The organism is Mycobacterium sp. (assembly GCF_039583785.1).
In the GTDB taxonomy this organism is placed as follows: Bacteria; Actinomycetota; Actinomycetes; order Mycobacteriales; family Mycobacteriaceae; genus Mycobacterium.
This window is the reverse complement of record NZ_JAVKSG010000001.1, coordinates 78,502-103,751: the sequence shown is the minus strand read 5'-3', so window position 1 is coordinate 103,751 and position 25,250 is coordinate 78,502. Positions and strand designations below refer to the sequence as shown.

Below are 25,250 nucleotides of genomic sequence, written 5' to 3'. Positions count from 1 at the left end.
ACTGACCCGAGCGTTCGAGAGGGGCCTATGTGGGTGAGGTGCGTGCACTCTCGTTAGCACCATCCGCGGCTCCTGCTGAGCTGGATCAGCAAATGTGGGCTGATCCTGAGCAGTTCGAGGTGTGGCGAATCGAGTTACGTCGAAAAGTCCTCGCCCACCTCAGCGAGTTCGTCGCCGGACGGTGCACCGCCGAGCTGGCCGAGTCGGGTGTGGACGTGGCTGGCGACATCCTGCTGAACTTCGTGGCCGGCGGGAAATGCCTGCGCTCGACCTTCATGTACCTCGGCTGGCTCGCGGGTTCCGCAGACAGCGACGAAGCGCTGTTCGCCGCCGCGGGATTGGAACTTCTGCACGCCTTCGCACTGCTGCAAGACGACGTGATGGACGCGGCGTCGTCGCGCCGCGGCCGCCCCGCCGCGCATATTCAATTCAGCCAATGGCACCGGAACCGGAAGCTATCCGGGCCGGCCGAACGATTCGGCGAATCGGCGGCGATCCTGCTGGGCGACCTCTGCCTGATCTGGGCCGAGCAGATGCTGCGCGAAAGCGGCGTGGAGTATCGGAGTCTGCAGCAGGCATGGCCGCGCTACGACGCGATGCGCACCGAACTCGCGCTCGGCCAATTCGCCGATCTCACAAGCGATATCCGCGATCTACCCTCGATGGACACAGTCCTGGACGTGGCACGGCGCAAGTCCGGCAACTACACCGTGCGCCGACCGTTGGAGATGGGCGCGGCAATGAGCGGCTGCAGCGATCGCACCATCTCGGGCTTGGGCCGCTACGGCGAAGCGGTCGGCGAAGCCTTCCAACTTCGCGACGACCTGTTGGGGGTGTTCGGTGCCGCGTCGGTGACCGGCAAGCCCGACGGCCAGGACCTCGTCGAACGCAAGGCCACCAGCGTCGTCACTGCCGCCTATCAGCTGGCCGATCCACTCACTCGCAGGCAGCTCACCGAACTGATGAGCACCGCTGAACTCGACGACGCCGCCATCGAGCGTTGGCGGACCCTGATCGTCACGACCGGCGCGGTGCAATGGATCGAACACGCCATCGGCGATCGCGTCTCCGCGGCGCTCCACGAGCTCGACCAGCTCCGGATCAGCGAACCGGTGCGGGCCGCGCTGACGAACATGGCCGCCGTCTGCACGGAGCGAACCGAATAATGCGCTGCGTGCAAGGCCCCAACAGCCGTGTCGTCGTCGTCGGCGCGGGCCTCTCGGGACTGACCGCGGCCCTGCACTTGGCCGGCCGGGGTCGTGAAGTGACGGTCGTCGAGCGGGAGAGCTGGCCCGGCGGGCGTGCCGGCCGCCTCGACACTCACGGCTATCAGCTCGACACCGGGCCCACGGTGCTCACGATGCCCGACATCATCGACGACGCCTTTGCCGCGGTCGGCGAAAAACTGTCGGATCGACTGGATTTGATGCCGGTAGATCCCGCGTATCGCGCTCAATTCGCCGACGGCAGCAGCCTCGACGTACACAGTGACGCAGACCTCATGGCGGATGCCGTCGAAGAATTCGCCGGCGCCAAGCAGGCCGACGGCTATCGGAAGCTGCGCGCCTGGCTGACGAAGTTGTATCACACCGAATTCAACGGCTTCATCGCCGAGAATTTCGATTCCCCACTGGCACTGGTAAATCCACAGCTGGCGAAGCTGACGGCCCTGGGCGGATTCCGCAAGTGGGACACCATGGTCAACCGCTACATCTCCGACCCGCGACTGCAGCGCGTATTCACGTTCCAATCGCTGTATGCCGGAGTTGCGCCATCCAAGGCGCTGGCGGTCTATGCGGTGATCGCCTACATGGACACCATCTCCGGGGTCTACTTTCCGCGCGGCGGAATGCGAGCACTGCCCGACGCGCTGGCCGCTGCCGCCGCCGATGCCGGAGTTCGATTCGTCTACGGCACAACGGTTACGGGATTGGAGCGCAACGGCAGCCGGGTGGCCGCCGTGCTCACCGACACCGATGAACGCCTCGCCTGCGACGCCGTGGTGTTGACCACCGAACTCCCCGCCACATACTCGCTACTGGGCCGACAGCCACGACGTGTCGGTCGCCTGCGACCGGCACCCTCGGCAGTTGTCGCGCACATCGGCCGGCGCCAGTCCGAGCCGACAGATCAGTCACTGGCACACCACAACATCATCTTCGGCGAGGAGTGGGACCAGACTTTCGACGACATCATCCGGGACGGCCGCTTGATGCGGGACCCGTCACTGCTCGTCACCCGCCCGACGGCCAGCGACCCCAGCCTGGCGCCGCACGGCCACGAATTGTTCTTTGTGCTCGCCCCCGCACCGAATCTAGACCGCGGTGTGGTGGACTGGTCGAAACTCGGCGAAAGCTACACCGAGCAGCTCATCGATACCGTTGGCGCACGGCTGATTCCGGGCTTCCGCGATGGCGCCGAAGTGCTCCATGTCGTCAACCCCGAGGACTGGGCCGCTCAGGGGATGATCGCCGGCACGCCGTTTGCGCTGGCTCACACGTTCGCCCAGACCGGGCCGTTTCGCCCGGCCAACACGGTGCGGGGCATCGACAATGCGGTGCTTGCCGGGTCGTCGACGGTTCCCGGCGTCGGCGTGCCCACCGCAATGATCTCCGGCCGACTGGCCGCCGACCGGGTCACCGGCAACGCCAATCAATCGAAGCAGACCCTGACCTCGGAAGCCGGCCAGTCATGATCCGCACCGAACTGAGCGCCGCAGGTATTGACGATCCGGACTTGCGTGAGGCATATCAGCGCTGCCGAGCACTGAACGCCGCGCACGGCCGTACCTTCTTTCTCGCCACCCGACTCCTCGCCCCGGATCAACGCCCGCCGATCCACGCGCTCTACGGCTTCGCCCGTTACGCCGACGACATTCTCGACGACTTCGATTCGTCGTTGGACACCCAGTCCCGGGCGGCGCGCCTGCAACAACTGTCCGAAGAGTTCTTCGCCGCCGACGAGCATCCGAGCAACCCGGTGCTGGCCGCGGTCCGGCACACCGCGCAGCGTTACGCGATCGGCGACGAACTGTTCGACGACTTCCTGACGTCCATGCGGATGGACCTCACGATCACCGACTATCCCGACCGCGACGCGCTCAACCGATACATGAAAGGGTCCGCGGAAGCAATTGGCCTGCAAGTGCTTCCGATCCTGGGCAGTATCGGCCCCGCAGACGAGGCCGCACCGCACGCCGCGGCGCTGGGCAGAGCGTTTCAACTGACGAACTTTCTGCGGGACATCGACGAGGATCTGGTGCGTGGGCGGGTTTACCTGCCGGCCGATGAACTGGCGTCCTACGACGTCGACCGCGAACTGTTGATGTGGTGCCACACCAATCGCACCACCGACCACCGGGTACGCACTGCGCTGGCCGACCAGCACGACATCGCCCGCGGCGTCTATCGCTACGCCGCTGACGGTGTCACCCTGCTGGAGCCGCGGTCGCGGCCGTGCGTCGCGACCGCATTGACGCTGTACGCCGAAATCCTCGACCGCATCGAAGACAGCGACTTCGCGGTGTTCAGCCACCGCGCCACGGTGGGCAACGGGCGACGACTGCGCGTCGCCGGTGCCGGTCTGATCCGCTCGTGGCGGGCACGGCGATCACATCCCGTCACCTCAACGGCGCCCAAATCTGGTGCAGCGTAGTGGATCGCTGGCAATATTTGATTGTGCTCGGTGCCTGCCTGGCGATCACGCTGCCGCTCGAGATCTTTCGCCCCGGCGTGTACCGCCAGGCGTGGCGCACCGCGCGCGCTGTGTTACCAGTTGCCGCCGCGTTCGTGCTGTGGGACGAAGTAGCGATTGCCGCCCATATCTGGACCTACAATCCCACTTACGTCACCGGCGTGGACATCCCTTTCCACATGCCGATTGAAGAGGTCTTGTTCTTTCTGGTGATTCCGTTGTGCGCTTTGCTGACCTACAACGCGGTGAGCGCCATCCTGCGACGGGCCAATCGCCGATGATGGGCCTGGGTTACACCGTCCCTGCCGTGGTGTCGGCGCTGGCCGTCTGCGTACTCGAATTGATGTTGTTGCGCACCGGCCTTTTTCGACGTCCGGCTTACTGGCTGTCGATGGTGATTGTGATCGGTTTCCAGATCTTGGTCGACGGCTGGCTGACCAAACTGAGCGCCCCGATCGTGATCTACGACAACCGGCAAACCAGTGGTATCCGATTCCCGTTCGACATCCCGATCGAAGACTTCCTGTTCGGTTTTGCCTTGGTCACCGCAGTCCTGCTGCTATGGGAGCGACAACGTGAACATCAGTAACACCGGTCTGTCCCGCGAAGACGTGCCGGCCGCTTTCGACGTCGGCGCTTCGACCTACGACCGCCTCGTCGGTACCAGCCCGGGATACCATGCCCACCTTCGACTTTCGGCACAGCGATTGCGGCTGCCCCACGAGGGGCGCGGGCTGCGATTACTGGACGCAGGATGCGGCACTGGCGCATCGACGGCGGCGCTGCTCAGTGTTGCCCCGCGCGCCGACATCGTCGCGATCGACGCGTCAAAAGGCATGCTCGACGAAGCGAAGAACAAGTCGTGGCCTCCGTCGGTCCAATTCGTGCACACGCCCGTTGAAGGCCTCGCCGAGAACGGCGTCGTCGGTCCCTTCGACGGGATCCTGGCCGCGTATCTGATCCGCAACCTGGCCGATCCCGACACCCAACTGAGGGCTCTGCGCGACCTGCTGGCGCCCGGCGCCACTCTGGCGGTGCACGACTACTCGGTGCGCGACTCGCGCGCCGCCACCGCAGTGTGGAACGCGGTATGCTGGGGCATCATCATCCCCTCGGGATGGTGGCAAACTCGCGACGCGACCCTGTATCGGCATCTGTGGCGCAGCGTGCTGACATTCGACGGCGCAACACGTCTGCGGCAACGGATGCGTGACGCGGGTTTCGTGGCGGTGCACAGCGAGACCATGCCCGGCTGGGAGACCCACATCGCACACACCTTCCTCGGCGACGCGCCGTCATGACCGATCGGCACCGCCGCACATTCCCGGCACCGCAGGGCCTGCCCAGCGCCACCGCGCTGTCGTCGCAGCCGCGAGCCGTCGTCGTCGGTGCAGGCATCGCGGGCCTGGCCGCAGCCACCGGTCTGGCCGAACGCGGCATCGGCGTCGACGTCGTCGAACGCCAGGAGTATCTCGGCGGACGGGTCGGCGCCTGGACCGAGCAGGTGGACGGCGTAGAACTCGCCATGAACCGGGGTTTCCACGCTTTCTTCCGGCAGTACTACAACCTGCGGGCACTCCTGGGCCGCGTCGACCCCACGCTGTCGATGCTGACCGCGGTGGACGACTACCCGCTCGTCGACGGCGCCGGTCGCCAGGACACCTTTCGCGGTCTCCCCCAGACGCCGCCATGGAACGCGCTGGTATTCGCCCTGCGCAGCCCCACTTTTCGATTCACTGACCTGCTCAGGATCGACGCCGGCGCCGCCGCACCGCTGGCCGCGGTGTCGCTGCCGGATATCTTCGACCGCCTTGACCACCTCGACGCCGAGACGTTCCTGAAGAGCATCAATTTCCCCGAGGCGGCCCGACATCTGGCCTTCGAGGTCTTCTCCCGCAGCTTCTTCGCCAGCCCCGCCGAGCTGTCCGCCGCGGAGTTGGCCACCATGTTCCACATCTTTTTCCTCGGCTCCAGCGAGGGCCTGATCTTCGACGTCGCCAACTCCAACTTCGACACCGCACTGTGGGAGCCGCTCCGACAGTACCTCGTCGGCCTCAGAGTCCGCTTCCATCAAGGCATTTCGGTATCGCGCGTCAGCAGCGGCGATGGTCAGACGTTTCGCGTCCACACCGATGCCGACGATCAACTCGACGCCGATGCCGTCGTCCTGGCCACCGACGTCGCCGGACTGCAACGGATCGTCGAGGCATCACCGGGTCTCGGCGACGACCCGTGGCGGGCCCGAATCAAGCGGCTACGCACCGCCCCGCCGTTCCTCGTGCAGCGGTTGTGGCTGGACCGCCCGGTGGCCGTTGGCCGGGCCGCATTTTTGGGCACCTCCGGCCACGAGCCGGTCGACAACATCAGCGTCTTGGACCGCTATGAGCGCCAAGCCGCCGACTGGGCCCAGCGCACCGGCGGTTCCGTGGTCGAGTTACATTCGTATGCGGTTGAATCCGCTCAGCCGCACGATGCGATGCTCGGTCAACTGCACACCCTGTACCCGGAGACCAAAGGCGCGCGGATCGTCCACGAACGCATGCTGCAGCACCACGATTGTCCGCTCTTCGCACCGGGAGCCTACCCACACCGGCCCAGTGTGCTCACCCCGCAGCCGGGGCTGCTACTGGCCGGCGACGGCGTACGCATCGACTTACCGGTCGCACTGATGGAACGTGCTGCCACCACCGGCTGGACGGCCGCCAACGAAATACTGCAGCGATGGGGCCTCACCGGCCACGAGCTGTGCACGGTCCCCACCCAGGGCCGCTCGGCACTGCTACGCCATCTCGCCGGCCGAGGGAGGCTTTCGCAACGATGAGCATCCGCGACACCGTACGACGCCGCTGGCCGAAAGATTGGCCGCTGCAGCCCATCCCGCCAGGTCACTGGTCGGAGCAGCGTCCGACCTACCGCGACGCGTCCCCGGCGATCATCAAGGCGGCGCTGGACCGGTCGCAACGCCGACCGACAGGCAACTGGTACACCTTCGCCGCGAGCCGCGACGTCCGCAGCGGTAAACCGCTCGGGTTCACCGTCGCTGGTGTCGAGTTGGTCGCGTGGCGCGATCAACAGTCCCGGCTGTGCGTCGGCCCGCGCAGTTGCCCCCATCTGGGCGCCGACCTGGCGACGGCTACGATCCACAACGGCGACCTGATCTGCCGATGGCACGGGCTGTGTCTCGGTCGCGACACCGACGAATACCGTTGGCGGCTCCTGCCAAGCTGCGACGACGGCGTGCTGGCATGGGTCCGCCTCGACGCCGTCGGAGGTGAAGACCCGCTGGATTATCCGGTGATCCCGACCCGGCCGACCGGCGACACGTTGGACGCCGTGGCGGTAATGGTCGGAACCTGCGAACCATCCGACATCATCGCCAACCGGCTCGACCCCTGGCACGGCGCGTGGTATCACCCCTACTCGTTCACCAAACTCGAAGTGCTCAGCACTCCCACCGAGGCGACGGACAGCTTCCTTGTTGCGGTGACATTCCGGATCGGCCGTGTCGGCGTACCGACTGTGGCTGAGTTCACCAGCCCGGAAGCGCGGACCATCGTGATGCGCATCGTGGACGGCGAAGGCGTGGGCAGCGTGGTCGAAACTCATGCCACTCCAATCGGTTTGGGCCCTGATAAGCTGCCACAGACCGCGGTGATCGAAGCGACCGTCGCACATTCCGAGCGGACTGGGTTCCGGCGCGCACTGTCCGCCGCTCCGTTGATCACACCGCTCATGCGGATAGCGGCGGCCCGGCTGTGGAAGGACGACCTCGCTTACGCCGAGCGTCGCTACCAGCTGCGGGCCGGCATCGCGTAGCAGCTAGGACGGCGCCGCTGTGTCAGCGCCGCTTGCTCTCGCCGTGATGTCACGGGCGATACCGGCGAACACCGCGTCGCGTAACAACGTCGACACCGCCCAAAATGCTTCTCCAACAATGCCGTAGGGCTGAAACAACACCCGCTGGCGAAAAAGGCAATGACCGTTACCCGAGGCGCAGACCGACAGCTCCAGCCACAACCGTCCGGGTAGCGAAACGTCAGCCCGCAGCCGCAAAAGCCGCGGCCGATCGACATGCTCGACCCGCCACCAGTCCAGCGCCTCGCCGGGGTGAAGTTGACGCGGTCGCTGTGAACGCTTCTGGCCGTTGCCGTTTCGACCGGTCCAGCCGCGCAGCGCCCACGTCGGTGGCGCTGCCGACCAGCCGTGCTCGGCGCCGATCGACTCGAACACCCGCCACAGCGTCTCGGCGTCGCAATCGACACGTCGTTCCGACACCCGCTCGTGCAGCGAACCGCCGGCCCAAGCCGGATCCGTGGGTAACGGCTGCGACGGGGCTTCGTCGCCACCCGGGCGCGACCACCGGGTGGTCAGTACCCTCTCACGAGTCCGCTCCAGCGCCAGTTCGACGGCGTCCTCGTAGTGCGTCAAGCCGTTCTCGGGGTCGGGGATGTGATTGGCGATGTCGTGCTCGGTGCACACCACGTCGTTCTCCAACGACTCCATCAGCGAAGAGACCAATGATCGAGGCAGCGGGGTGATCAGCTTCACCCAATGCGAGGACAGCAACGGCGTGAGAACCGGCACCGGAATGGCGATGCGCCGTTTCAGGCCGGCGATCGCCGCGTACTTCCGGATCATCTCCGTGTAGGTGAAGGTGTCAGGACCGCCGATGTCGAAGGCCCGACTGACATCGGCCGGTAGCTCGGCCGCCTTCGTCATGTAGTAGAGCACGTCGCGGACCGCAATCGGCTGCACCTGAGTGCGCAGCCAGCGAGGGGTGACCATCACCGGCAGCCGCTCGGTGAGGTACCGCAGCATCTCGAAACTCGCCGACCCCGCTCCGATGATGGCCGCGGCGCGGAGTTCGGCGGTGGGAACTCCGGAGTCATGAAGCAGGCGGCCGACTTCCGCGCGCGACGCCAAATGGTCGGACAGGTCCTGGTGCTCGGGGATAATGCCGCCGACATAGACGATGCGGATCAGGCCCGCTTGCGCGGCGGCGTCAGCAACGATCGAGGCGCCCCGCGCGTCGACGTCGACGAAGTTCGCACTCAGCATCGAGTGCACCAGGTAGTAAAGAACCTGCTGCCCGTCGAGCGCTCGTCGCACCTTGTCGGCATCTGTCACGTCACCCTGGACGACCTCGACAGCGTGACGCCACGGCACGCCGTCGAGCTTTTTCGGCGTACGGGCCATCACCCTGACCTCGTGACCGGCAGCCAGCAGTACCGAAACCAGGCGTACTCCGAGGTAACCGGTGGAGCCGAGCACTACGCACCGCATCGCTTACTCCTTGCCTTGCGCAGAGCTTCGTCACGGCGACGATCGTCGCGGCGATGGGCACCGCAGGGTGGGTGTACCCGGTTTCGCGAAGCCGCTTCGGCGTCCGGGACGGTCGACCTGCATCTCCTCCGAATTATCAGTAGTTAAATTTATAGTCACATCTTCTCAAGTGGGGAGCGGATTCACACTGCTGCCAGGCTTGATCGAGGTCACGACCGAATTGGTACCCGGCGCCCGGGTGTGCCCGCCTCCCGGTCACCCCGCGACGACCTCTCGCCCAGATTGCTTCGGCGACTCGCCGCCACCCCGTAACCAGCAATGCCGCGCCGCTCTGGTCTCCCGCGACGGCATCGGTCAGGCCGAAGACGGGATGATCTAACGGTTCGTTTTGACGCCGCCGCACTCGCGATCTCATCGAAGATCGCGAATTCCCAACACCGTGACAGGAGTCGTCGTAGCAACCGACGGCACCCTTCAACAGACAGTCGATACCACCATGGGTATGGCACCCGCGTAGCATCGCTGATCCAGGTGGTTTTCGATAGCCTGGGTCCAGAGTCGCTAACTAAGGATGCAGTCAGGTGACTGAGCGGGGCACAAGTCCACCTCCCAGCAGACCACAGCTGGAAAAGCTGATGTCGGCAGACATGCGGGCAGTCACGGCTCAATCCGACCGGATTGGTCGCTACTTCGCGCGCCAGCACGACGTGAGCGGCAACGACTTCCACGCATTGCTGCACGTCATGGTCGCCGAGACGGCGGGAACGCCGATGACCATGGCTCAGCTCCGTCAGCGGATGGACGTCTCACCGGCAGCGATCACCTACCTTGTCGACCGGATGATCGACGCCGGCCACATCCGGCGCGAATCTGATCCTGCTGATCGGCGCAAAACGCTGCTGCGCTACGAAGCCAGCGGGATGGACCTGGCGCGCGAATTTTTCACGCCACTCGGCGTGCACCTCCGTGCCGCGCTCGCAGGGCTGCCCGACAAGGATCTTGCCGCCGCGCATCGGGCCTTCAGCGCCATGATCGCTGCAATGTCCGTTTTCGAGGACGAGCTCGTGGCGCAGCAGAAGGCGGCATCGGCGGCGCGCGACACCCAGCGCGCTACCGCTGACCTGCAAGAAATCTAAACCGGTGTGAGGCCGATGTGGCGTAGCGCCAAAACATCCGCGGCACCGGCGCCATGCAAACAGATCCGTAATTCGTCGATAAAATGTTGCAGCCAATCCACCACCGCCGCAGTCGATTCGATCGCTGCGGCCAGCAGCGGGCGGGCGACGGCCACCACGTCTGCCCCCAACGCGAGCGCTTTGGCTGCGTCCATGCCGGTGCGGATGCCACCGGAGGCCACCAACGGGATGGCCGGCAGCACCCCGCGCACTTCCACGACGGCCTGAGCCGTCGGTATGCCCCAGTCGGCCAAATCGGGGAACCGGACCTCGCCATACCGGACCAGTTGCTCCACCCGCGACCACGACGTCCCGCCCGCGCCGGCAACGTCAATCGCGGCCACCGGCAATTCTTGCGATCCCATCGTCAATTCCGTGACCGCCGAGGCGCCGATACCGTGGCCGACTTCCTTGAGCAGAACCGGATATTCCAACACACCAGCGATTCGACGCAGTCGGTCGAGCGATCCGGAGAAGTCGCCGTCGCCGTTTCGCTGCACCGCCTCCTGCAGTGGATTGGTGTGCACCGCAAGCGCATCCGCGCCGACGCGAGTGAGCGCATTCGAAATATCCTGGACAGCAGCAGTAGTCAGTTGCGCCAGCCCAATATTACCGAACAGCAACACATCCGGCGCGACGTCTCGAACGGTGAAACTGGATGCGGCCTGCTCCCCCAACGCGCTGTCCAGCATGATGCGTTGCGAGCCGAGCATCATCCCGACACCCATTTGTTGCGCGGCCGCGGCCAGATTCTTGTTGATCGTTCCCGACAGTTCGGCGCCGCCAGTCATTGCACCGATCAATATCGGCGCCCGCAACGGTGCGCCCAAGAAGTGGGTGGACAGGTCAACGCTGGCGAGGCTGGTCTGAGTCAGCGCGTTGTACGGAAGCCGGTAACGCTCCAGCCCGGTCGTCACCCCGGTATAGGTGACCCGCTCGTCGAGGCACACGTCGATGTGGCGTCGTTTGCGCGTGGTGATCCCGTCGGTTGGCACGGCACCTGCCCTCCTCATAATCCTCAATCGACCGGCGGCACAGGTAGCTTGCACGATGCGAGATGGTTCTGATAACTCCGCATTGCCTCGATCAGCGCGGTGAACACTCGGCCCGCCGCGTGCAGGTCGGCGTCGGGCAAGTCTGCCATCGCCTCATGAGAATGGCTTCCCAGCGGGGCAAAGAACGCCCGTGCAGTTGCCAGCCCGGAGTCCGAGTGACGCAAGATCACCTTGCGTCGATCGGCGGGGTCGGACTCCCGGGTGATGTGACCGGATGCCATCATTCGATCTACCAGGTAGGTGATCGCAGCGCCAGACAATCCCATCCGCTGACGTAGTTCACCGGAAGTGACTGGCTCTCCGGCGCTTTCGGCCACCATAACGTGCAGCAGTGCCCGAAAGTCAGTGGGCCGCACGTCATGTAACGCCGCGAAGGCCCGGCCGATCTGCTCGGACTCGGCCGTCATCACCCGCAGATATGCGAAGATCTGCTGCTCGAGTGCGGCTCGGCCGCCCGTGATCTGTTCGGGGCCCATGACGAAGACCAGCTTATCGGTATTGTGCCATTACTTCAGTTGATTAATACTTAATTAACTGAAAGACTTGGTCGAGCCGAAGGGACTTCAGGTGAACAGACAGACACTGGCCGCAACGACTCTCGCCGTCGGCGCAACCGCAGGTATTGGCAGCATCGCCAGCCAACCGAGAATCACCCGGTGGTACTCCCGGCTCGAGAAACCGCGCTACGTTCCACCCAACGGGGTATTTCCCGTCGCGTGGACCACGCTCTACGGAGACATCGCGGTGACTTCCGCGACCGCCATCGACCGCCTGCGTTCAGCCGGCCGTCACGACGAAGCCCGCAGCTACACCGTCGCGCTGGCCGCCAATCTGATCCTCAATGCCGGCTGGAGTTGGCTGTTCTTCAAGTACCACAAGCTGGGCGCCTCAGCGCTAGGAGCAGCCGTACTGGCCGCCAGCAGCGCCGATCTGGCCAGGCGAACCGTTGCCGCCGACCCCCGAGCCGGCGCCGCGCTGATTCCTTATCCGCTGTGGTGTACCTTCGCCACATTGATGTCAGGGCATATTTGGGTTCTCAACCGCCGATCAAACAGGTGAGCCGCTGATGGCCGCGTTGTTGTGGTTCCGTCGCGACCTCCGATTGCGTGACCTTCCACCGCTGCTACGAGCCGCCGCCGACAGCGACGATGTGCTGGCGTGCTTCGTGCTCGACCCGAAACTGGAGGCGTCATCGGGCAGCCGGCGGATGCAGTTTCTGTGCGACTCGCTGTGGCAGCTGCGTGCCGACCTGGACGGTCGCCTGCTGGTGACGCGGGGCCGGGCAGAGGAACGAATCCCGGCCCTGGTCAAGGAGATCGACGCGCCCTCGGTGCACATCTCGGAGGACTTTTCACCGTACGGCCGGCGACGCGACGACCGGGTGCGCGAGGCGCTGGGCGACGTGCCGTTGGTGGCGACGGGGTCGCCGTATTTGGTGTCACCGGGGCGGGTGACCAAGGACGACGGCGAGCCCTACAAGGTGTTCACGCCGTTTTTCCGCCGATGGCGCGACATCGGCTGGCGGCCGGCGGCCCGCACCGGGGCCAAGGCCGCGAGCTGGGTCGATCCCCGACAACTGGGCAAGTGCGCCAAACCAGTGGAGATTCCCGACCCAGCAGTCGAGCTAGACCATCCCGCGGGCGAGGAAGCGGCGCGACGGCAGTGGAAGAAGTTCCTGGACTCCGGACTCGAAAACTACGGCGACGACCGCAACCGGCCGGACCACGACGGTACGAGTCGAATGTCGGCGCATCTCAAATTCGGTACGATTCACCCCCGGACGATGGCCGCCGACCTGGACCAGTCGCGCGATGGCGCGCGAGCGTATCTGCGGGAGTTGGCTTTTCGCGACTTCTACGCCACGGTGTTGCATCACTGGCCCGACAGCATCTGGCGGAACTGGAACCGCGACTTCGACTCCATCGAGGTCGATGACGGGACGGAAGCCGAGAAACGCTTCGAAGCCTGGAAAGCCGGCAAGACCGGTTTCCCGATCGTCGATGCTGGCATGCGCCAGCTGAGCGAGACCGGCTTCATGCACAACCGGGTACGGATGATCGTCTCGTCGTTCCTGGTCAAGGACCTGCACCTGCCGTGGCAGTGGGGAGCGCGGTGGTTTCTCGACCAACTTGTCGACGGTGACATGGCCAGCAACCAACACGGCTGGCAGTGGTCGGCCGGATGCGGCACCGATGCGGCGCCCTACTTCCGCGTGTTCAACCCCACCAGACAGGCCGAGAAGTTCGATCCGGCAGGTGATTACGTCCGCCGCTGGGTCTCAGAACTTGCCGGCGCCAAAGACGTCACGTTGACCAAAGGAGACCGGCCGAGCGACTACCCCGAACCCATGGTCGACCACACTTCGGAGCGCAGTGAAGCACTGCGCCGCTACCAGAAGATGAGCTAGCGGGCGGCTTTCTTGCGCTCGATGTCGGCCAGCGCGGCAGCCAATTCGGCGCGCCGGGCGGCCGAGGTTTCCCACGCCAACTGGCGGTTCTTGACCACCTTGGCCGGGGCCCCGACCGCGATCGAGTAGTCCGGCACCTCACCCCTGACGACGGCGTGTGATCCCAGCACGCAGCCCCGCCCGATCGCGGTGCCGCGCAGCACCGTGGCCTTCACCCCGACCCAGGTGTCGGGTCCGATCCGCACCGGGGACTTGACGATTCCCTGGTCTTTGATCGGCAGCGTGATGTCGTCCATGCGGTGGTCGAAATCGCAGATGTAGCACCAGTCGGCCATCAACACCGAGTCGCCGAATTCGATGTCGAGGTAGCAATTGATGACGTTGTCACGGCCCAAGACCACTTTGTCGCCGAATCGCAGTGAGCCCTCGTGGGCACGGATGGTGTTCTTGTCGCCGATGTGGACCCAGCGCCCGATCTCCAGCTGCGCGAGTTCGGGAGTCGCGTGGATCTCGACACCCTTGCCGATGAACACCATGCCGCGGGTGATGATGTGCGGGTTGGCCAGCTTGAACTTCAGCAGCCGGAAGTAGCGCACCAGATACCAAGGGGTGTAAGCGCGGTTGCGCAGCACCCATTTCAGCGAGGCCGGCGTGAGGAACTTGGCTTGCCGTGGGTCGCGCAGGTTCGAGCCCCGCCAGCGGCGGTGGATCGGGGCGCCCCACATGCTCGTCATGGGCGGAAAGCCTAGACGATGCGCACCCCAACGGTGGGCGCAGGAGCCGGACCATCAACGGACGCACGGCCGGGCAATAGGCCGTACCTGAGCTGGCACAGGTTACCCTCGGCTGTACTCGATGTCTGCTGATGGCCGCCGCGCCGCCGCGTTCCGGGAAGGATTGGGAACCCACACCGTGTCATGGCCGATTGCCCTCCGTGCACTGCGGCATTGGTCATCGATGGTGTCGGCGATCCTTCTTACCGCAGTCGCAGCGGGATGCGGCAACACCGACGCTTGGGTCGACACCGCGCCGGCCGAGGGCTGGCCCGCGCAGTACGGCGACGCCGCGAACAGCAGCTACAGCGCCACACCTGGCGCCGACCGGCTGAGCCTGCGCTGGACTCGGTCGGTCAAGGGGTCGCTGGCGTCGTCCGTGGCGCTCAGCTCGCGTAATTGGCTCGCCGCCAACGCGCAGACGCCGGGCGGCTGTTCGCTGATGGAGTGGGAGAACGACCACAACGGCCGGCAACGGTGGTGCACCCGGCTGTATCAGGGCGGCGGCATTTCCAGCCCTCTGTTCGACGGTTTCGACAACCTTTACGTAGGCCAGCCCGGGGCCATCCTGTCCTTCCCGGTCACCCAGTGGATTCGTTGGCGACGGCCGGTGATGGGATTGCCCTCCACGCCAAGGATTCTCGGGCACGGTCAGGTCTTAGTGGTCACGCACCTGGGCCAGGTGCAGGTTTTCGACGGCCATCGCGGCACGGTGGTCGGCAACTCGGTGGACCTGGTGGACAACGTCGACCCAAGCGACTTCACCCGTGGGCTTGCGGACTGTGGACCGGCCAAGGAAGGGTGCCCGGTGGCGGCCGCACCGGCGTTCGCCAAGGAGAGCGGGTTGGTGGTGATCGGCCTGTGGGAACCGGGTGCGCCGGCGCCGGGCCTGGTCGGGCTGAAGTACCACCCCGGCCAGAATCCGCTGCTGACCCGGGAATGGACCAGCAATGCCGTCGGCGACGGTGTGCAGTCCAGCCCAGTGGTGTCCAGCGACGGCTCTACGATTTACGTCAACGGCCGCGACCAGCGACTGTGGGCACTGCATGCGTCCGACGGCAAGCCGAAATGGTCGGTTCCGCTGAAATTTTTGGCGCAGACGCCGCCGTCGGTGACGCCGGACGGATTGATCGTATCGGGCGGCGGCCCCGACACCCGCCTGGTCGCGTTCACTGATGTCGGCGACCATGCGCACGAGGTGTGGCGACGCAACGACGTCAGCCCGCTGTCGACGTCGAGCCTGGCTGGAAGTGGAGTCGGCTACGCCGTGGTGACCGGTGGGCCGGGTGAAGGTGCGCGGGGCATGACGCTGCTGGTCTTCGATCCGGGCAGCGGCCGAACGCTCAACAGCTACCCGCTGCCGGAGGCGACGGGTTACCCGGTGGGCGTCTCGATCGGTCGTGATCGCCGCGTCGTCACCGCCACCAGCGACGGCCAGGTGTACAGCTTCGCCCCGAGCTAGCCGCTCTTGATCGCCAGCGGCGGGATGGCGTTGCGCGGAACGTGAACCTGGCTAGCGCCGGCCAATGACGGCAAAAGTTCGCCGGGCGCGAAGTAGAAAATCAACTCGTCGTCGGTGATCGCAAAGTTTTGATAATGCGAAGCATCCAGTCCAGACCCGGGCGAAATTACGGCACCGAGTCCGGTTTGCTTTCCGAGCTCCCGTTGCACGATCGGGAAAATGGAATCGAGCGGCTTGGTGTTCGGCGCGAAAAGCGTGTCGAAAGTGATGGCCTTCTGCCCTGCCAAGTCGTAATTGAAGCCCTTGTAGAAAGTCGACGGCCGCGGGCCACCGAGGTCTTCGAAGACTTTGAGCACGACGCTACGGGTTCCGCCGGGCGCCTGGCCGGAGTGGTACTGCTCCGAGCTGACATCCATCTGGTAGGGCACATCACGCGGGCCGGAGGTCTGCGACGACGTCTGGGCGACGTTGATGAAACCGTCCCGATTCTGGCCGAGGAAATCGGTCAGCGACTGGTCTGGATAGTCCGCCGGGAATGTCATGTTCACCGTGTAAGTGGACGTGACCGTGTGCACGTTGCAGTTATCGTCGCCCTGGAGCGTGCCGCCCAAGCTGACGCATGCCGAGTCCGCGGCTGCGACCGCGCCGCCGGACCAGCTCAGCAGGGCTCCGGCCGCTATCATCGCGGCCGACATCATGTTGCGCATCGGTCGACTCGTCCTCGCAGACTCGGAACGGCTGACATGCCGTCCCGCCAGCGTACCTGGCCCCCTCCGGCCGAACTGCAGATGTCGCTCTGCAGAGCGCCTGCCCGGGTCCGTGAGAACAGAGCCGTGAGGTCAGTCCACACGTTGCTGACATCCGCCGCGATCCCGGCGCCGTCGAAGGCCGAGACCAGGTCAGTCCAGAGGTTGCTGCCGTCGGCCAGGGCACCTGATGCGGCTGTGCCCGACAACAGGTCGGCCAGGTGGTTGGTGGGCTCAGCAGCTGCGAAGGTAGACGCCGACCCGCTGCCGCCATAAAACTTCACGAGGTCGAACAGATAGTCGCTGCCTTGCGCGTCGGCCGTCGCGAGATCGTTACCTTCGACGTAGGAGCCGTCGTAGCTGCCCGCACCTGCGGCGTCGCCGCCGGCCAACGCGGGTTCGCCGTTGCCGAACATCACCGTGTAGTCGAAGTTGCCCGGGTTTGCGGGGTCGGTTGTTCCAGCCAACTCATAACTTTGGTCGCCGAAGACGAATGCCGTGTTGTCCGCCGAGCTGCCGGCCGTGTCGGCGTTAGTGGCACCGGCAACCGCCGTAGAACCGGTGCCGTCCACGCTGGCGTAGTTGTTGGTGCCGAAGGCATAGGCGGCACAAGATCTAACACAGAGATAACGGCCAGTCGACCGTCGCCCCGGCGGGCATCGTCAGCGCGACGGTCGGCAGATGAACACTGTCCTGCGCGCTGCCGCACCCGACCCGATCCGAGTGATCACCACTGCCAGCGACTGAACACCCCGCAGAGTCAATCGTTGGCGCAGTGCATCGGGATCGACGTCCACACCGCGGACCAGGATCTCCAGCACGCCGCAATGCAGTGCCGACAACGCTTGCCTGAGCCGGCGCTCGTCGAACCTCAACTGCTCGAGGACCTCGAAGCCACGCACGCCCGACGGCAACTGGTCGCCGGACAGGTAGGCGATCATCGGGTCGAGTTGCCACAGCCCGTGCCGGGCGGCGAAGTGTCGAACCAGACCGGCTCTCACCACCGCCCCGTCGGGGTCGATGATCCACCGGCCCGCCGCTTGCACCGGACAATCGTCCGGCTCGGCGTCGGTGACCTGCTCAGCACGGTCCAGCATGCTGGCCCGTCGGCGTACACCCGGCTCGGTCAGACCCGTCGACCACAGGCAGGCTTCTCGCACCGAGCCGCGATACGAAGTCACCTCGATCTCGCCGTCGAACCCGAGTTGCGTCAGCGCATCGAAATCGACTCCTGGGGCGCATTTAACGACCAGGTTACGGCTCCGATAGGCCTCGATCAGCTCGTCCAGGGCGGGCTGGTAGTCGCGCGGATCGAACCGCCGCCGACCGCCGCTTCGTCGTGCCGGGTCGGCGATCACCACCGTGCCGCGGGTGATCGGATCCAGCGCGTCGGCGCGGCAGAGGTCGGCGGTACCGCCGAGGTTGTGCCGAGCCATCGCCAGTCGGACCGGGTCGATGTCACTGCCGACCACCCGAGCGGCCGATCCGCGCAGCGCCGCCAGCTCAGTGCCAACTGAGCAGGTCACGTCGTGAATGACATTGCCGTGCAGACGCTTAGCCCGATGCAGGGCGACCGGACCGGCGCTGGCCTGCTGCAGCGCATCGTCGGTGTACAGCCAATCCTGAGTTCCGGGCAACTCGGCGAGCTTTCGTAGCGCGCGCCGGCGCAGCAGCACCGTCTCCACCAACACCGGTGTGCGGTCGCCGAATTGCGTTCGTAGCGTTGCGATATCACCGACGCGGTCGGTCAGCGGAAGCGCTCCGACCACAGCCAGCGCAGCCGAGCCCTCGTCCGACGCCAGGTAGGCAACGTCGTCGAGACCGAAGTTCAGGACGGCTTGATCCCGGTGATCTCGACGTTGTAGAACCAGTCCTTCGGTACCAGGTGGCGCCAGAGGGTGGCGTCGGCCCAGCTGAGCACCTTCCAGCTGGTAAACGCGAAGTTGGCCCACGCCCAGCCCAGCTTGTCCGACTGCACCGCGTATTCGAAGGTCCGCAGCGGCCAGCCGAGCATCGCCGCGGTGAACTCGACGGTGGCGGTGTCGACATCGACGGCACCGGCGGCTCTGGCCATCTGTTCCAAACCGGCCGGGGAAAACGTGTGCAGGTCGACGATGGACTCCAACGCCGCGGCGCGGGAGGACTCGTCGAGCTCGGCCTGCGGACGCCGCCAGCTGTCGAGTCCGGGCAACTTGGTGGCGTTCGTCGCGACCCGCCAGGTCAGCGTCGACAGCGTGCGCGCGTAGCCGTTGCCGACAGTGGTCGGCTCGCCGGCGAACACGAACCGGCCGCCCGGCCGCAGCACCCGCAGCACCTCACGCAGTGTCAGCTCGACGTCCGGAATATGGTGCAGCACAGCATGTCCGACGACCAGATCGAAGGAGTTGTCGTCGTAGGGGATGCGCTCGGCGTCGGCGACCCGGCCGTCGATGTCCAATCCCAGCGACTGCCCGTTGCGGGTCGCGACCTTGACCATGCCCGGTGAAAGGTCAGTGACCGATCCTCGCCGGGCCACCCCCGACTGGATCAGGTTCAGCAGGAAAAACCCGCTGCCGCAGCCCAGTTCGAGGGCATGGTGGTAGGGCAAACGGTGAATCTCGTCGTCGGGAACGACGGTGTCGAAGCAGTTCCGGGCGTAGTCGATGCAGCGCTGGTCGTAGGAGATCGACCACTTCTCGTCGTAGTTCTCCGCTTCCCAATCGTGATAGAGGATCTGGGCCAGCTTGCTGTCGTGACGCGCGGCCTCGACCTGCTCGGCGGTGGCGTGCGGTTGCGGCGCCGGATCGGTACTGGTCATGGTCGCCCAGCCTATCGGCCGAGCGGGCCGGCGGGCATCCTGGCTCTGGGTAGCCTCCAGTCCCCTGCCGCGGCGGCGGTCTCAGGTGGATTCCAGGAGTTGTCTGAGACCCGCGATCGCCAGGTCGAGTTCGAATTCAAACTGGTCGTCGGGTGCCTCGGTCTGTACGGAAGCGAGGATTCGGCGCAGGCCGGGGAACTGCTCGGCCGTGGCGCGGCCGAGCACATCCGTGAGCTCCGCCTCCTGGGGATACCTGCCCTGATGCTGGATTTTGACCAGATCGATGTTCGCGTGCGTCATCGCCACATTCGAGATGAGAGATAATCCTCGGCGAGCGAGGGTTTCGTCGAACCCGGCATCGAACAGTGACTGGACAACGCGCTCGGTCAGTTTCATCGCGGTTATCCCCGCCATGCCGTGCAATTGGACGTAGGTGGTCGCGACGCCGACCTGCACCGCGCCGTCGCGGAACGCATGTGCCCACGCGCGCAGCACGGCTTGCCAATCCGCATCCGGCAGGTCGATGTCGGCAAGTTCGGATTCGAAGAGGTCGGCGACGACGAGATTCAGCAGGCCCTGCTTGTCACCGACGTGGTGGTGCAACGCTTTTCGACTGACGCCCAGGGCGTCGGCGATGGCCTTCATCGTCAGCTGGTCGCGTGGCACGCTGCGCGCCGCGGCAACGATTTGCTCGCGGCTGATCTGCGGCGGGCGACCACGGCGCGGGGATTGCGCAGCGCTGGTGTCGACCGGTTGGTGGGCTTCGGTTATCAAACGCGTATATCACGTTGTCGGGCTGACGGTGACACTGACGGTGCTTGCACCACTATCGGAGGCGATGACCAATTCGGCGGCGTTGGGCGCTGACACGACTTCGCCGCCGGTGACTGCCACCGCGTAGCCGTGCGGGAATTCGACGGCCGGCACCGAGATGGTGGTCTGTGACCCGGCGGCGAAGCTGCCGAGTCCGTCGGGCGCTTCGGTGGAGTAGCTGAATTGGAAGACACCGTTGGCAAACGAGTACGAGTCCGGGGTGCCCGAGATGACCTGCGGATATGGTGAAGCCAAGGTCTCCAGAGTCGCGGTGTTGACATTGTCGCCGGTCGGCGCCTGGGCGAGATCGTAGACCAGCGACTCGATGCTCGAGGGGGACGCGGTGGTGGTGATGTCGTTTTGGCCGGTGAAGGCCCACTCGGTCCAACCAGTCAGATCCTTGTTGGCGTCATCCATGATGCTGCCGATCGTCGCCTGGTTGTCGGTAGCGCCGAATTCGGTCATGAATGCCGGGATATCATGCGCCTGAGCGTATTCCAAGGCGTTCTGCACTGAGCTGGCCCCGGTGTAGTCGTGGAACGACAGCACCGTACCCGTGGCGTTGACGGTGCCCAGGCCGATCGGCAGACCTTCAGTGGTGATCGCGTCGGGTTCGAAGAAGATCGGTGTGGTCGGGTCGACAGACCGAATCGCCGAGGACGCTTGGTCATAGAAGGGGGTCAATTCCTGGGCGTCGAAGAATTGGCTGCCCAGCAGCGTCGAGAGCGTGTCCGAGCCCGGTGAAGGTTCGTTCATGATCTCGATGCCGGCGATCGCGGGGTTGCCGTTGAAGGCGCTGGCGAGGTACTGCAGCATCTGCGAGTAGTCGTCCTCGAGCCCAATTCCGTTCGGCGCGTCGCTGTTCGACCAGAACGAATCCCACGCCTGGGTCTCTGCGGGGTTGAAGAATTCCATGTACGGGAAGGGCAGGGCGGGATTGGCCGCCCCGTTGGATTCGGTCGCCCACGCGGGTGCGCCTTCGCCGCCGAATTCGGTGCTGTAGCCATCTTGGTGCACGTCGAGGATACTGACGATCCCGTCTTGGTGCAGGGTCTGGACGGTCGATTCGATCGAGGCCAAATACGAGGTGTCATACACACCGGGCTCGGGTTCCAGTGCAGCCCAGTCGATTCCGAGGCGCACTGCGTTAAAGCCGTTCTCCGACAGGAACTGGGCATCGGCGCTGTTGAATCCGGCGCCTTCGGGTGTGTAGGGCGGGACCTTGATCACCAGGTTGGTGCCGTGCAGTAGCACGACCTGTCCGGTGCTGTCGGTCAGGTAGGTGCCGGTCGTGGTCAGGGGCAACACCGCGCCGACGTCGGTGTTGGTTCCGTTGTCGGGGATCGCGGCCTGGGTGGATGTGGGCGCGGATTCACCCGCGATCGTCCCGTAGCCGCCGGCTGCGCCGTGGTCGCCGAACACCCCGCCGTTGCCCCCGGCGCCGCCGAGCGCCGGCAGCACACCGGAGCCGGTGGCCGCCCCGCCGTCGCCGCCATTACCGCCGTTGTCGAACAGGCCGGTGGCCGCCCCGCCGTCGCCGCCGGCGCCGCCGGTCACTCCTTCTCCGCCGTTGCCACCGTTGCCACCGTCGCCGAGCACCGTCCCGCCAGCCCCGCCGGCACCGCCGGCGCCGCCGTCGGCTCCGGCGCCACCGTCGCCGCCGTCGCCGTACAGACCTGCAGCCCCGCCGGCACCGCCGACGCCGGCGGCGTCGGTGGCCCCGTTACCGCCGTCGCCGAAAAGCAACCCCCCGTTGCCGCCGGTGGCTTCGGCCAGGGTTCCGCCATCGACGCCATTGGGGCCGTCGCCGATCAACATGCCGCTACCGCCGAAGTCGGTCCACAGCGTGTTCACGTTGTCGTCGAACTTGATCCCGGCCGCGCTGGTGATCCACTCCTGTTCCAGGGTGTGCAGCACCGAGTCGAACGAAGCGGCCGTCGCCGAATCCGACACCGCCGAGGCTGACGCACTGCTACCGGCCAGATCCGCAGCGGCCGCGCTGACCGCACCCGTGTCCAGCCCCGCGGTACCCAGGTCGAGGGCCGACAGGCCCGCCGCGGGATCAAGGCCTGCAAGCGCGTCTGTCGCACCCGTCAACGCCGAGGTGATCGCAGTGACGACCGGGTCCGCCACCACGTCCCCGATATCGGCGTTAGCCGACGGCGTCGCAGTCAGTGGTATCAGACCGAATGTCAAAAATGCACCCGCAGTGGTGCGTACGCCCCGCACACGACCGCGAGCCCTTGCTACCTGACGACGACCGTTGTTCGATGCGATCATCACTGTGCCTACTCTCAGGTTTGGACTCTGTCTAGGCGTTGGTTCGGATATCTACCGGGTGGGAATTATTTTGTCAATGCCGATCTCAGAACCGCCCATGTTACCGGCGCAGCCCGCTCGGGGGCAGGGATAAGACCAGTTCAACACGCCATCAACCGGATAGCTCGGGCGCCACGCGAAGTCAGCGTGGCACTCGACGAGAAGCATCTCATCGTTGGTGATTAATCTCAGGCTTTTCTTGGACAAGACGCTCCGCGAGCAGACGCGGGGCAGGCGGATACCTGCCGCTGCCGCGACGAAGCCCTATGTCGCCTCAGCTGCGGGCTGGGTGTCGGGTGCGTCGAACACTTCCAGATAACGCCGGCGCTCAGCATCCCATCGTTGCGTCGGCGCAACCCGGTAGACGTCGTCGAGGCCGGCCTTGGCCGCGGCGAGCGCGGATCGCGGGGTGTCGCCAAAGCGACTCGCCCACGTCGCGGCTGCGTCGAACACGCCGTCGGGAGCCACCATCTCGTCGATCAACCCCAGCTCCTTGGCCTCCTCGGCGCCGAAGAACCGGCCGCTAAACACCATCTCCTTTGCCTTGCTGATCCCGACCATGCGGGCCAGCCTCGCCATGGCGTCCCCGTCGGGAACCAGCCCGGCCAGGATCTCCGTCGCACCGAACCGGACGTTGTCCCCGCTCACCCGCCAATCCGCAGCCAGTGCCAGTCCCAGCCCGGCGCCCAGCGCGTATCCGGTGATCGCGGCGACAGTGGGCTTGGGAATCGCCGCGATGGCGTCGACGGCGGCGCGGTGCACGCGGATCCAACTCTCGGCTTCCGGCGCGGTCAGCGTGCGCAGCTGCGCCATGTCGTCACCCGCGGAGAAGATCTCATGGCCGCCGAACAGGATGACAGCGGCGATGCCATCGTGACGGCCCACCTCGTCCGCGGCCTGCTCGATCTCGCGGTACACCTGCCGCGTCAGCGCGTTGGTCGGCGGTCGCGAGAGCACGACGGTCCCGATGCCGCGACGGTCGGCGTCCAGATGGACGTGGACGAACTCGCTCAATTCCGCCATCGCATTCCGCCGGCCTGGCGGGACCGGTGATAGCGATCGGAGTCGAAGAACTCGAAAATCCAGTTTTCGCCGTCGATGTGGACGTTTGGCTGGACGGTGACGATCTGACGCTCCACCGCCAGCACATCAGCCACCGGGTGCCCGATCAGCGAGTCCAGCTGGGTCCAGGTCGGCGGCAACAGGAAGCAGCGGCCGGCTTCGAAGTCGGCGATGGCGGCCTGCGGCGTCGTCCACTCCGCGCGATCGGATTCGGTGTTGTCGCCGTCGGCCCGCTGCCCAGCCGGCAGGGCACCGACGAAGAAATACGTGTCGTAACGACGGGTGCGCTCGGCTTCGGGCGTGACCCAGTTGGCCCACGGCCGCAGCAGATCCGAGCGCAGCACCAGGTTTTCCCGGCGCAAAAAGTCGGCGAACGACAGCGTCCGGTCATCGAGGGCGCGGCGGGCGTCGGCGTAGACCGAGGCGTCGCGGACAACTCCGTCCGGGTCGTCGGCCCGGCCCGCGAACAACACCCCGGACTCCTCGAACGTCTCCCGGGCCGCCGCGCACACCAGTGCCGTGGCCAGTTCGGTGCCGGTACCGAACCGCTGCGCCCACCATTGCGGCGGCGGTCCGCTCCACGCGATATCGGCGTTGCGGTCGCGGTCGTCGACACCGCCGCCAGGGAACACCATGGTCCCCGGCGCGAACTCCATCTTCGAGTGGCGCCGCATCAGGAAGACCTCTAGACCTTCTGCGCCCGCCAGACTTTCGCGCACCAGCATCACCGTCGCAGCCGGGCGCACCGGCAACGGGACAAATGTGTCGTCACTCATGAACGCCTCCGATGTGCCGCGCGGGTGCGGGTACGACGGGCGAAGTAACGCCCGTCGATCACGTCCACATCGATCGACTGACCGAACGCCGCGGACAGGTTTCCTGCGGTCAGCACATCAGCCAGCAATCCCGCTGCGACGACCCGCCCCTCCGACAACAGCATGCAGTGACTGAAGCCGGGCGGGATCTCCTCGACGTGGTGGGTGACCAGGACCAGCGCGGGCGCGTCGGGATCGGCGGCCAGGTCGGCCAGCCGGGACACCAACTCCTCGCGTCCGCCCAGGTCGAGGCCGGCGGCGGGTTCGTCGAGCAACAGCAGCTCAGGGTCGGTCATCAGCGCACGCGCGATCAGGATCCGCTTGCGCTCACCCTCGGACAGGGTCTCGTAACGGCGGTCGGCCAGATGCTCAGCGCCCAAGCTCTCCAGCATGTCGACGGCGCGGTTGTAGTCGACGTCTTCGTAACGCTCCCGCCATCGGCCCAGCACCGCGTAGCCGGCCGAGACGACCAGGTCGCGCACCACCTCGTCGCCGGGTATGCGCTGCGCCAGCGCCGAGGAGCTCAGACCCACCCGTGAGCGCAGCTCGGACATGTCGACCCGGCCGAGCCGCTCCCCCAGCACGTGGGCGACCCCCGAGGTGGGATGCTCGGCCGCCGCGGCGATGCGCAACAGCGACGTCTTGCCGGCGCCGTTCGCCCCGATGATCACCCAGCGTTCGTCGAGCTCAACCGACCAGGTCACCGGACCGACCAGGGTGTGGCCGTCGCGACGCAGTGACACGTCGGCGAAGTCGATCAGCAGATCGGGGTCGACTGCCTCACCAACGTTTTCGGCCATCCGACCATCGTGCCGTACCGCGGCGCCACGACGGCTGCCGGGCTACCTCG

General features: G+C 65.8%; 26 protein-coding genes. 13 read left to right on the top strand and 13 right to left on the bottom strand.

The window, feature by feature from the left end; all coding sequences use genetic code 11:
- Nucleotides 1–92 precede the first annotated feature (92 nt).
- From ABDV69_RS00520 to ABDV69_RS00485, 8 genes are read left to right on the top strand one after another with little or no spacing between them, the layout of a single operon-like run.
- Nucleotides 93–1,166 carry a polyprenyl synthetase family protein gene (locus tag ABDV69_RS00520; RefSeq protein ID WP_343571359.1) on the top strand — a complete coding sequence of 358 codons (1,074 nt, stop codon included), beginning with the start codon at nt 93–95 and terminating at the stop codon, nt 1,164–1,166.
- Nucleotides 1,166–2,695 carry a phytoene desaturase family protein gene (gene crtI, locus ABDV69_RS00515; RefSeq protein WP_343571357.1) on the top strand — a complete coding sequence of 510 codons (1,530 nt, stop codon included), beginning with the start codon at nt 1,166–1,168 and terminating at the stop codon, nt 2,693–2,695. Before ABDV69_RS00520 ends, crtI begins: the two co-directional genes overlap by 1 nt.
- A complete protein-coding gene (locus ABDV69_RS00510) occupies nt 2,692–3,654 on the top strand; it encodes a phytoene/squalene synthase family protein (RefSeq protein ID WP_343571355.1) in 963 nt (320 codons plus the stop codon). The genes crtI and ABDV69_RS00510 overlap by 4 nt, the downstream gene beginning before the upstream one ends.
- On the top strand, nt 3,654–3,974 hold the full coding sequence (locus tag ABDV69_RS00505; protein WP_343571353.1) for a lycopene cyclase domain-containing protein: 321 nt from the start codon (nt 3,654–3,656) through the stop codon (nt 3,972–3,974). Before ABDV69_RS00510 ends, ABDV69_RS00505 begins: the two co-directional genes overlap by 1 nt.
- Nucleotides 3,971–4,282, top strand: a complete 312-nt coding sequence (locus ABDV69_RS00500; protein ID WP_343571352.1) for a lycopene cyclase domain-containing protein — start codon at nt 3,971–3,973, stop codon at nt 4,280–4,282. The genes ABDV69_RS00505 and ABDV69_RS00500 overlap by 4 nt, the downstream gene beginning before the upstream one ends.
- Nucleotides 4,269–4,994 (top strand): class I SAM-dependent methyltransferase, encoded by a 726-nt coding sequence (locus ABDV69_RS00495; protein ID WP_343571351.1) that lies wholly within the window; start codon nt 4,269–4,271, stop codon nt 4,992–4,994. Before ABDV69_RS00500 ends, ABDV69_RS00495 begins: the two co-directional genes overlap by 14 nt.
- Nucleotides 4,991–6,514, top strand: a complete 1,524-nt coding sequence (locus ABDV69_RS00490) for an FAD-dependent oxidoreductase (protein WP_343571350.1) — start codon at nt 4,991–4,993, stop codon at nt 6,512–6,514. The genes ABDV69_RS00495 and ABDV69_RS00490 overlap by 4 nt, the downstream gene beginning before the upstream one ends.
- Nucleotides 6,511–7,509 (top strand): DUF5914 domain-containing protein, encoded by a 999-nt coding sequence (locus tag ABDV69_RS00485; RefSeq protein ID WP_343571348.1) that lies wholly within the window; start codon nt 6,511–6,513, stop codon nt 7,507–7,509. Before ABDV69_RS00490 ends, ABDV69_RS00485 begins: the two co-directional genes overlap by 4 nt.
- 3 nt (nt 7,510–7,512) lie before the next feature.
- Here the strand turns inward: ABDV69_RS00485 and ABDV69_RS00480 are convergent, their stop codons facing one another.
- Nucleotides 7,513–8,976: a DUF2867 domain-containing protein gene (locus ABDV69_RS00480; protein WP_343571346.1), complete on the bottom strand. Its 1,464-nt coding sequence runs from the start codon at nt 8,974–8,976 to the stop codon at nt 7,513–7,515.
- Nucleotides 8,977–9,145: 169 nt separating this feature from the next.
- Here ABDV69_RS00480 and ABDV69_RS00475 point away from each other — a divergent pair, with 169 nt between their 5' ends.
- Both ABDV69_RS00475 and ABDV69_RS00470 read left to right on the top strand, forming a co-directional pair.
- Nucleotides 9,146–9,355, top strand: coding sequence for a hypothetical protein (locus ABDV69_RS00475; protein ID WP_343571344.1), 210 nt, complete (start codon nt 9,146–9,148; stop codon nt 9,353–9,355).
- Between the two features lie 256 nt (nt 9,356–9,611).
- Entirely contained in the window at nt 9,612–10,112 is a 501-nt protein-coding gene (locus ABDV69_RS00470) for a MarR family winged helix-turn-helix transcriptional regulator (protein ID WP_343571579.1), read from the top strand.
- On the opposite strand, the gene fni is transcribed toward ABDV69_RS00470, so the two are convergent.
- Both fni and ABDV69_RS00460 read right to left on the bottom strand, forming a co-directional pair.
- A complete protein-coding gene (gene fni, locus ABDV69_RS00465; protein WP_343571342.1) occupies nt 10,109–11,164 on the bottom strand; it encodes a type 2 isopentenyl-diphosphate Delta-isomerase in 1,056 nt (351 codons plus the stop codon). The genes ABDV69_RS00470 and fni overlap by 4 nt on opposite strands.
- Nucleotides 11,165–11,169: 5 nt before the next feature.
- Nucleotides 11,170–11,682, bottom strand: coding sequence for a MarR family winged helix-turn-helix transcriptional regulator (locus ABDV69_RS00460; RefSeq protein ID WP_343571340.1), 513 nt, complete (start codon nt 11,680–11,682; stop codon nt 11,170–11,172).
- 91 nt (nt 11,683–11,773) lie between these two features.
- On the opposite strand from ABDV69_RS00460, the gene ABDV69_RS00455 reads away from it, so the two are divergent.
- Together ABDV69_RS00455 and ABDV69_RS00450 are read left to right on the top strand one after the other, a co-directional pair.
- Entirely contained in the window at nt 11,774–12,265 is a 492-nt protein-coding gene (locus ABDV69_RS00455) for a TspO/MBR family protein (RefSeq protein WP_343571338.1), read from the top strand.
- 7 nt (nt 12,266–12,272) lie between these two features.
- Nucleotides 12,273–13,613, top strand: a complete 1,341-nt coding sequence (locus tag ABDV69_RS00450; RefSeq protein WP_343571336.1) for a deoxyribodipyrimidine photo-lyase — start codon at nt 12,273–12,275, stop codon at nt 13,611–13,613.
- Here the strand turns inward: ABDV69_RS00450 and ABDV69_RS00445 are convergent.
- Entirely contained in the window at nt 13,610–14,347 is a 738-nt protein-coding gene (locus ABDV69_RS00445; RefSeq protein WP_343571334.1) for an acetyltransferase, read from the bottom strand. The genes ABDV69_RS00450 and ABDV69_RS00445 overlap by 4 nt on opposite strands.
- Before the next feature lie 223 nt (nt 14,348–14,570).
- On the opposite strand from ABDV69_RS00445, the gene ABDV69_RS00440 reads away from it, so the two are divergent.
- Nucleotides 14,571–15,848 carry a PQQ-binding-like beta-propeller repeat protein gene (locus ABDV69_RS00440; RefSeq protein ID WP_343571578.1) on the top strand — a complete coding sequence of 426 codons (1,278 nt, stop codon included), beginning with the start codon at nt 14,571–14,573 and terminating at the stop codon, nt 15,846–15,848.
- On the opposite strand, the gene ABDV69_RS00435 is transcribed toward ABDV69_RS00440, so the two are convergent.
- The 9 genes from ABDV69_RS00435 to ABDV69_RS00395 form a co-directional block, all read right to left on the bottom strand.
- A complete protein-coding gene (locus ABDV69_RS00435) occupies nt 15,845–16,555 on the bottom strand; it encodes an esterase (protein WP_343571332.1) in 711 nt (236 codons plus the stop codon). The genes ABDV69_RS00440 and ABDV69_RS00435 overlap by 4 nt on opposite strands.
- Nucleotides 16,543–17,166, bottom strand: a complete 624-nt coding sequence (locus tag ABDV69_RS00430; protein ID WP_343571330.1) for a hypothetical protein — start codon at nt 17,164–17,166, stop codon at nt 16,543–16,545. The genes ABDV69_RS00435 and ABDV69_RS00430 overlap by 13 nt, the downstream gene beginning before the upstream one ends.
- 90 nt (nt 17,167–17,256) lie before the next feature.
- Entirely contained in the window at nt 17,257–18,465 is a 1,209-nt protein-coding gene (locus tag ABDV69_RS00425; protein ID WP_343571577.1) for a class I SAM-dependent methyltransferase, read from the bottom strand.
- Nucleotides 18,423–19,391, bottom strand: coding sequence for a class I SAM-dependent methyltransferase (locus ABDV69_RS00420; protein WP_343571329.1), 969 nt, complete (start codon nt 19,389–19,391; stop codon nt 18,423–18,425). Before ABDV69_RS00420 ends, ABDV69_RS00425 begins: the two co-directional genes overlap by 43 nt.
- A gap of 81 nt (nt 19,392–19,472) precedes the next feature.
- Entirely contained in the window at nt 19,473–20,036 is a 564-nt protein-coding gene (locus tag ABDV69_RS00415; RefSeq protein WP_343571328.1) for a TetR/AcrR family transcriptional regulator C-terminal domain-containing protein, read from the bottom strand.
- A gap of 138 nt (nt 20,037–20,174) precedes the next feature.
- Nucleotides 20,175–22,400, bottom strand: a complete 2,226-nt coding sequence (locus ABDV69_RS00410; RefSeq protein WP_343571327.1) for a cellulase family glycosylhydrolase — start codon at nt 22,398–22,400, stop codon at nt 20,175–20,177.
- Between the two features lie 387 nt (nt 22,401–22,787).
- Nucleotides 22,788–23,546 (bottom strand): enoyl-CoA hydratase, encoded by a 759-nt coding sequence (locus ABDV69_RS00405; RefSeq protein ID WP_343571325.1) that lies wholly within the window; start codon nt 23,544–23,546, stop codon nt 22,788–22,790.
- Nucleotides 23,534–24,361 carry an NUDIX hydrolase gene (locus tag ABDV69_RS00400; protein WP_343571324.1) on the bottom strand — a complete coding sequence of 276 codons (828 nt, stop codon included), beginning with the start codon at nt 24,359–24,361 and terminating at the stop codon, nt 23,534–23,536. Before ABDV69_RS00400 ends, ABDV69_RS00405 begins: the two co-directional genes overlap by 13 nt.
- Nucleotides 24,358–25,200: an ABC transporter ATP-binding protein gene (locus ABDV69_RS00395; RefSeq protein ID WP_343571322.1), complete on the bottom strand. Its 843-nt coding sequence runs from the start codon at nt 25,198–25,200 to the stop codon at nt 24,358–24,360. Before ABDV69_RS00395 ends, ABDV69_RS00400 begins: the two co-directional genes overlap by 4 nt.
- Nucleotides 25,201–25,250: the final 50 nt, after the last annotated feature.

Excerpts from the sequence above, each read along its gene's own strand:
- ABDV69_RS00395 (WP_343571322.1), bottom strand. The coding sequence starts at position 25,200 with ATGGCCGAAAACGTTGGTGAGGCAGTCGACCCCGATCTGCTGATCGAC.
- ABDV69_RS00520 (WP_343571359.1), top strand. The coding sequence starts at position 93 with ATGTGGGCTGATCCTGAGCAGTTCGAGGTGTGGCGAATCGAGTTACGT.
- ABDV69_RS00405 (WP_343571325.1), bottom strand. The coding sequence starts at position 23,546 with ATGGCGGAATTGAGCGAGTTCGTCCACGTCCATCTGGACGCCGACCGT.
- ABDV69_RS00510 (WP_343571355.1), top strand. The coding sequence starts at position 2,692 with ATGATCCGCACCGAACTGAGCGCCGCAGGTATTGACGATCCGGACTTG.
- ABDV69_RS00500 (WP_343571352.1), top strand. The coding sequence starts at position 3,971 with ATGATGGGCCTGGGTTACACCGTCCCTGCCGTGGTGTCGGCGCTGGCC.
- ABDV69_RS00485 (WP_343571348.1), top strand. The coding sequence starts at position 6,511 with ATGAGCATCCGCGACACCGTACGACGCCGCTGGCCGAAAGATTGGCCG.
- ABDV69_RS00435 (WP_343571332.1), bottom strand. The coding sequence starts at position 16,555 with ATGCGCAACATGATGTCGGCCGCGATGATAGCGGCCGGAGCCCTGCTG.
- ABDV69_RS00415 (WP_343571328.1), bottom strand. The coding sequence starts at position 20,036 with ATGAAGGCCATCGCCGACGCCCTGGGCGTCAGTCGAAAAGCGTTGCAC.
- ABDV69_RS00445 (WP_343571334.1), bottom strand. The coding sequence starts at position 14,347 with ATGACGAGCATGTGGGGCGCCCCGATCCACCGCCGCTGGCGGGGCTCG.
- crtI (WP_343571357.1), top strand. The coding sequence starts at position 1,166 with ATGCGCTGCGTGCAAGGCCCCAACAGCCGTGTCGTCGTCGTCGGCGCG.
- ABDV69_RS00450 (WP_343571336.1), top strand. The coding sequence starts at position 12,273 with ATGGCCGCGTTGTTGTGGTTCCGTCGCGACCTCCGATTGCGTGACCTT.
- ABDV69_RS00470 (WP_343571579.1), top strand. The coding sequence starts at position 9,612 with ATGTCGGCAGACATGCGGGCAGTCACGGCTCAATCCGACCGGATTGGT.
- ABDV69_RS00480 (WP_343571346.1), bottom strand. The coding sequence starts at position 8,976 with ATGCGGTGCGTAGTGCTCGGCTCCACCGGTTACCTCGGAGTACGCCTG.
- ABDV69_RS00420 (WP_343571329.1), bottom strand. The coding sequence starts at position 19,391 with ATGACCAGTACCGATCCGGCGCCGCAACCGCACGCCACCGCCGAGCAG.
- fni (WP_343571342.1), bottom strand. The coding sequence starts at position 11,164 with ATGAGGAGGGCAGGTGCCGTGCCAACCGACGGGATCACCACGCGCAAA.
- ABDV69_RS00440 (WP_343571578.1), top strand. The coding sequence starts at position 14,571 with ATGGTGTCGGCGATCCTTCTTACCGCAGTCGCAGCGGGATGCGGCAAC.
- ABDV69_RS00400 (WP_343571324.1), bottom strand. The coding sequence starts at position 24,361 with ATGAGTGACGACACATTTGTCCCGTTGCCGGTGCGCCCGGCTGCGACG.
- ABDV69_RS00460 (WP_343571340.1), bottom strand. The coding sequence starts at position 11,682 with ATGGGCCCCGAACAGATCACGGGCGGCCGAGCCGCACTCGAGCAGCAG.
- ABDV69_RS00490 (WP_343571350.1), top strand. The coding sequence starts at position 4,991 with ATGACCGATCGGCACCGCCGCACATTCCCGGCACCGCAGGGCCTGCCC.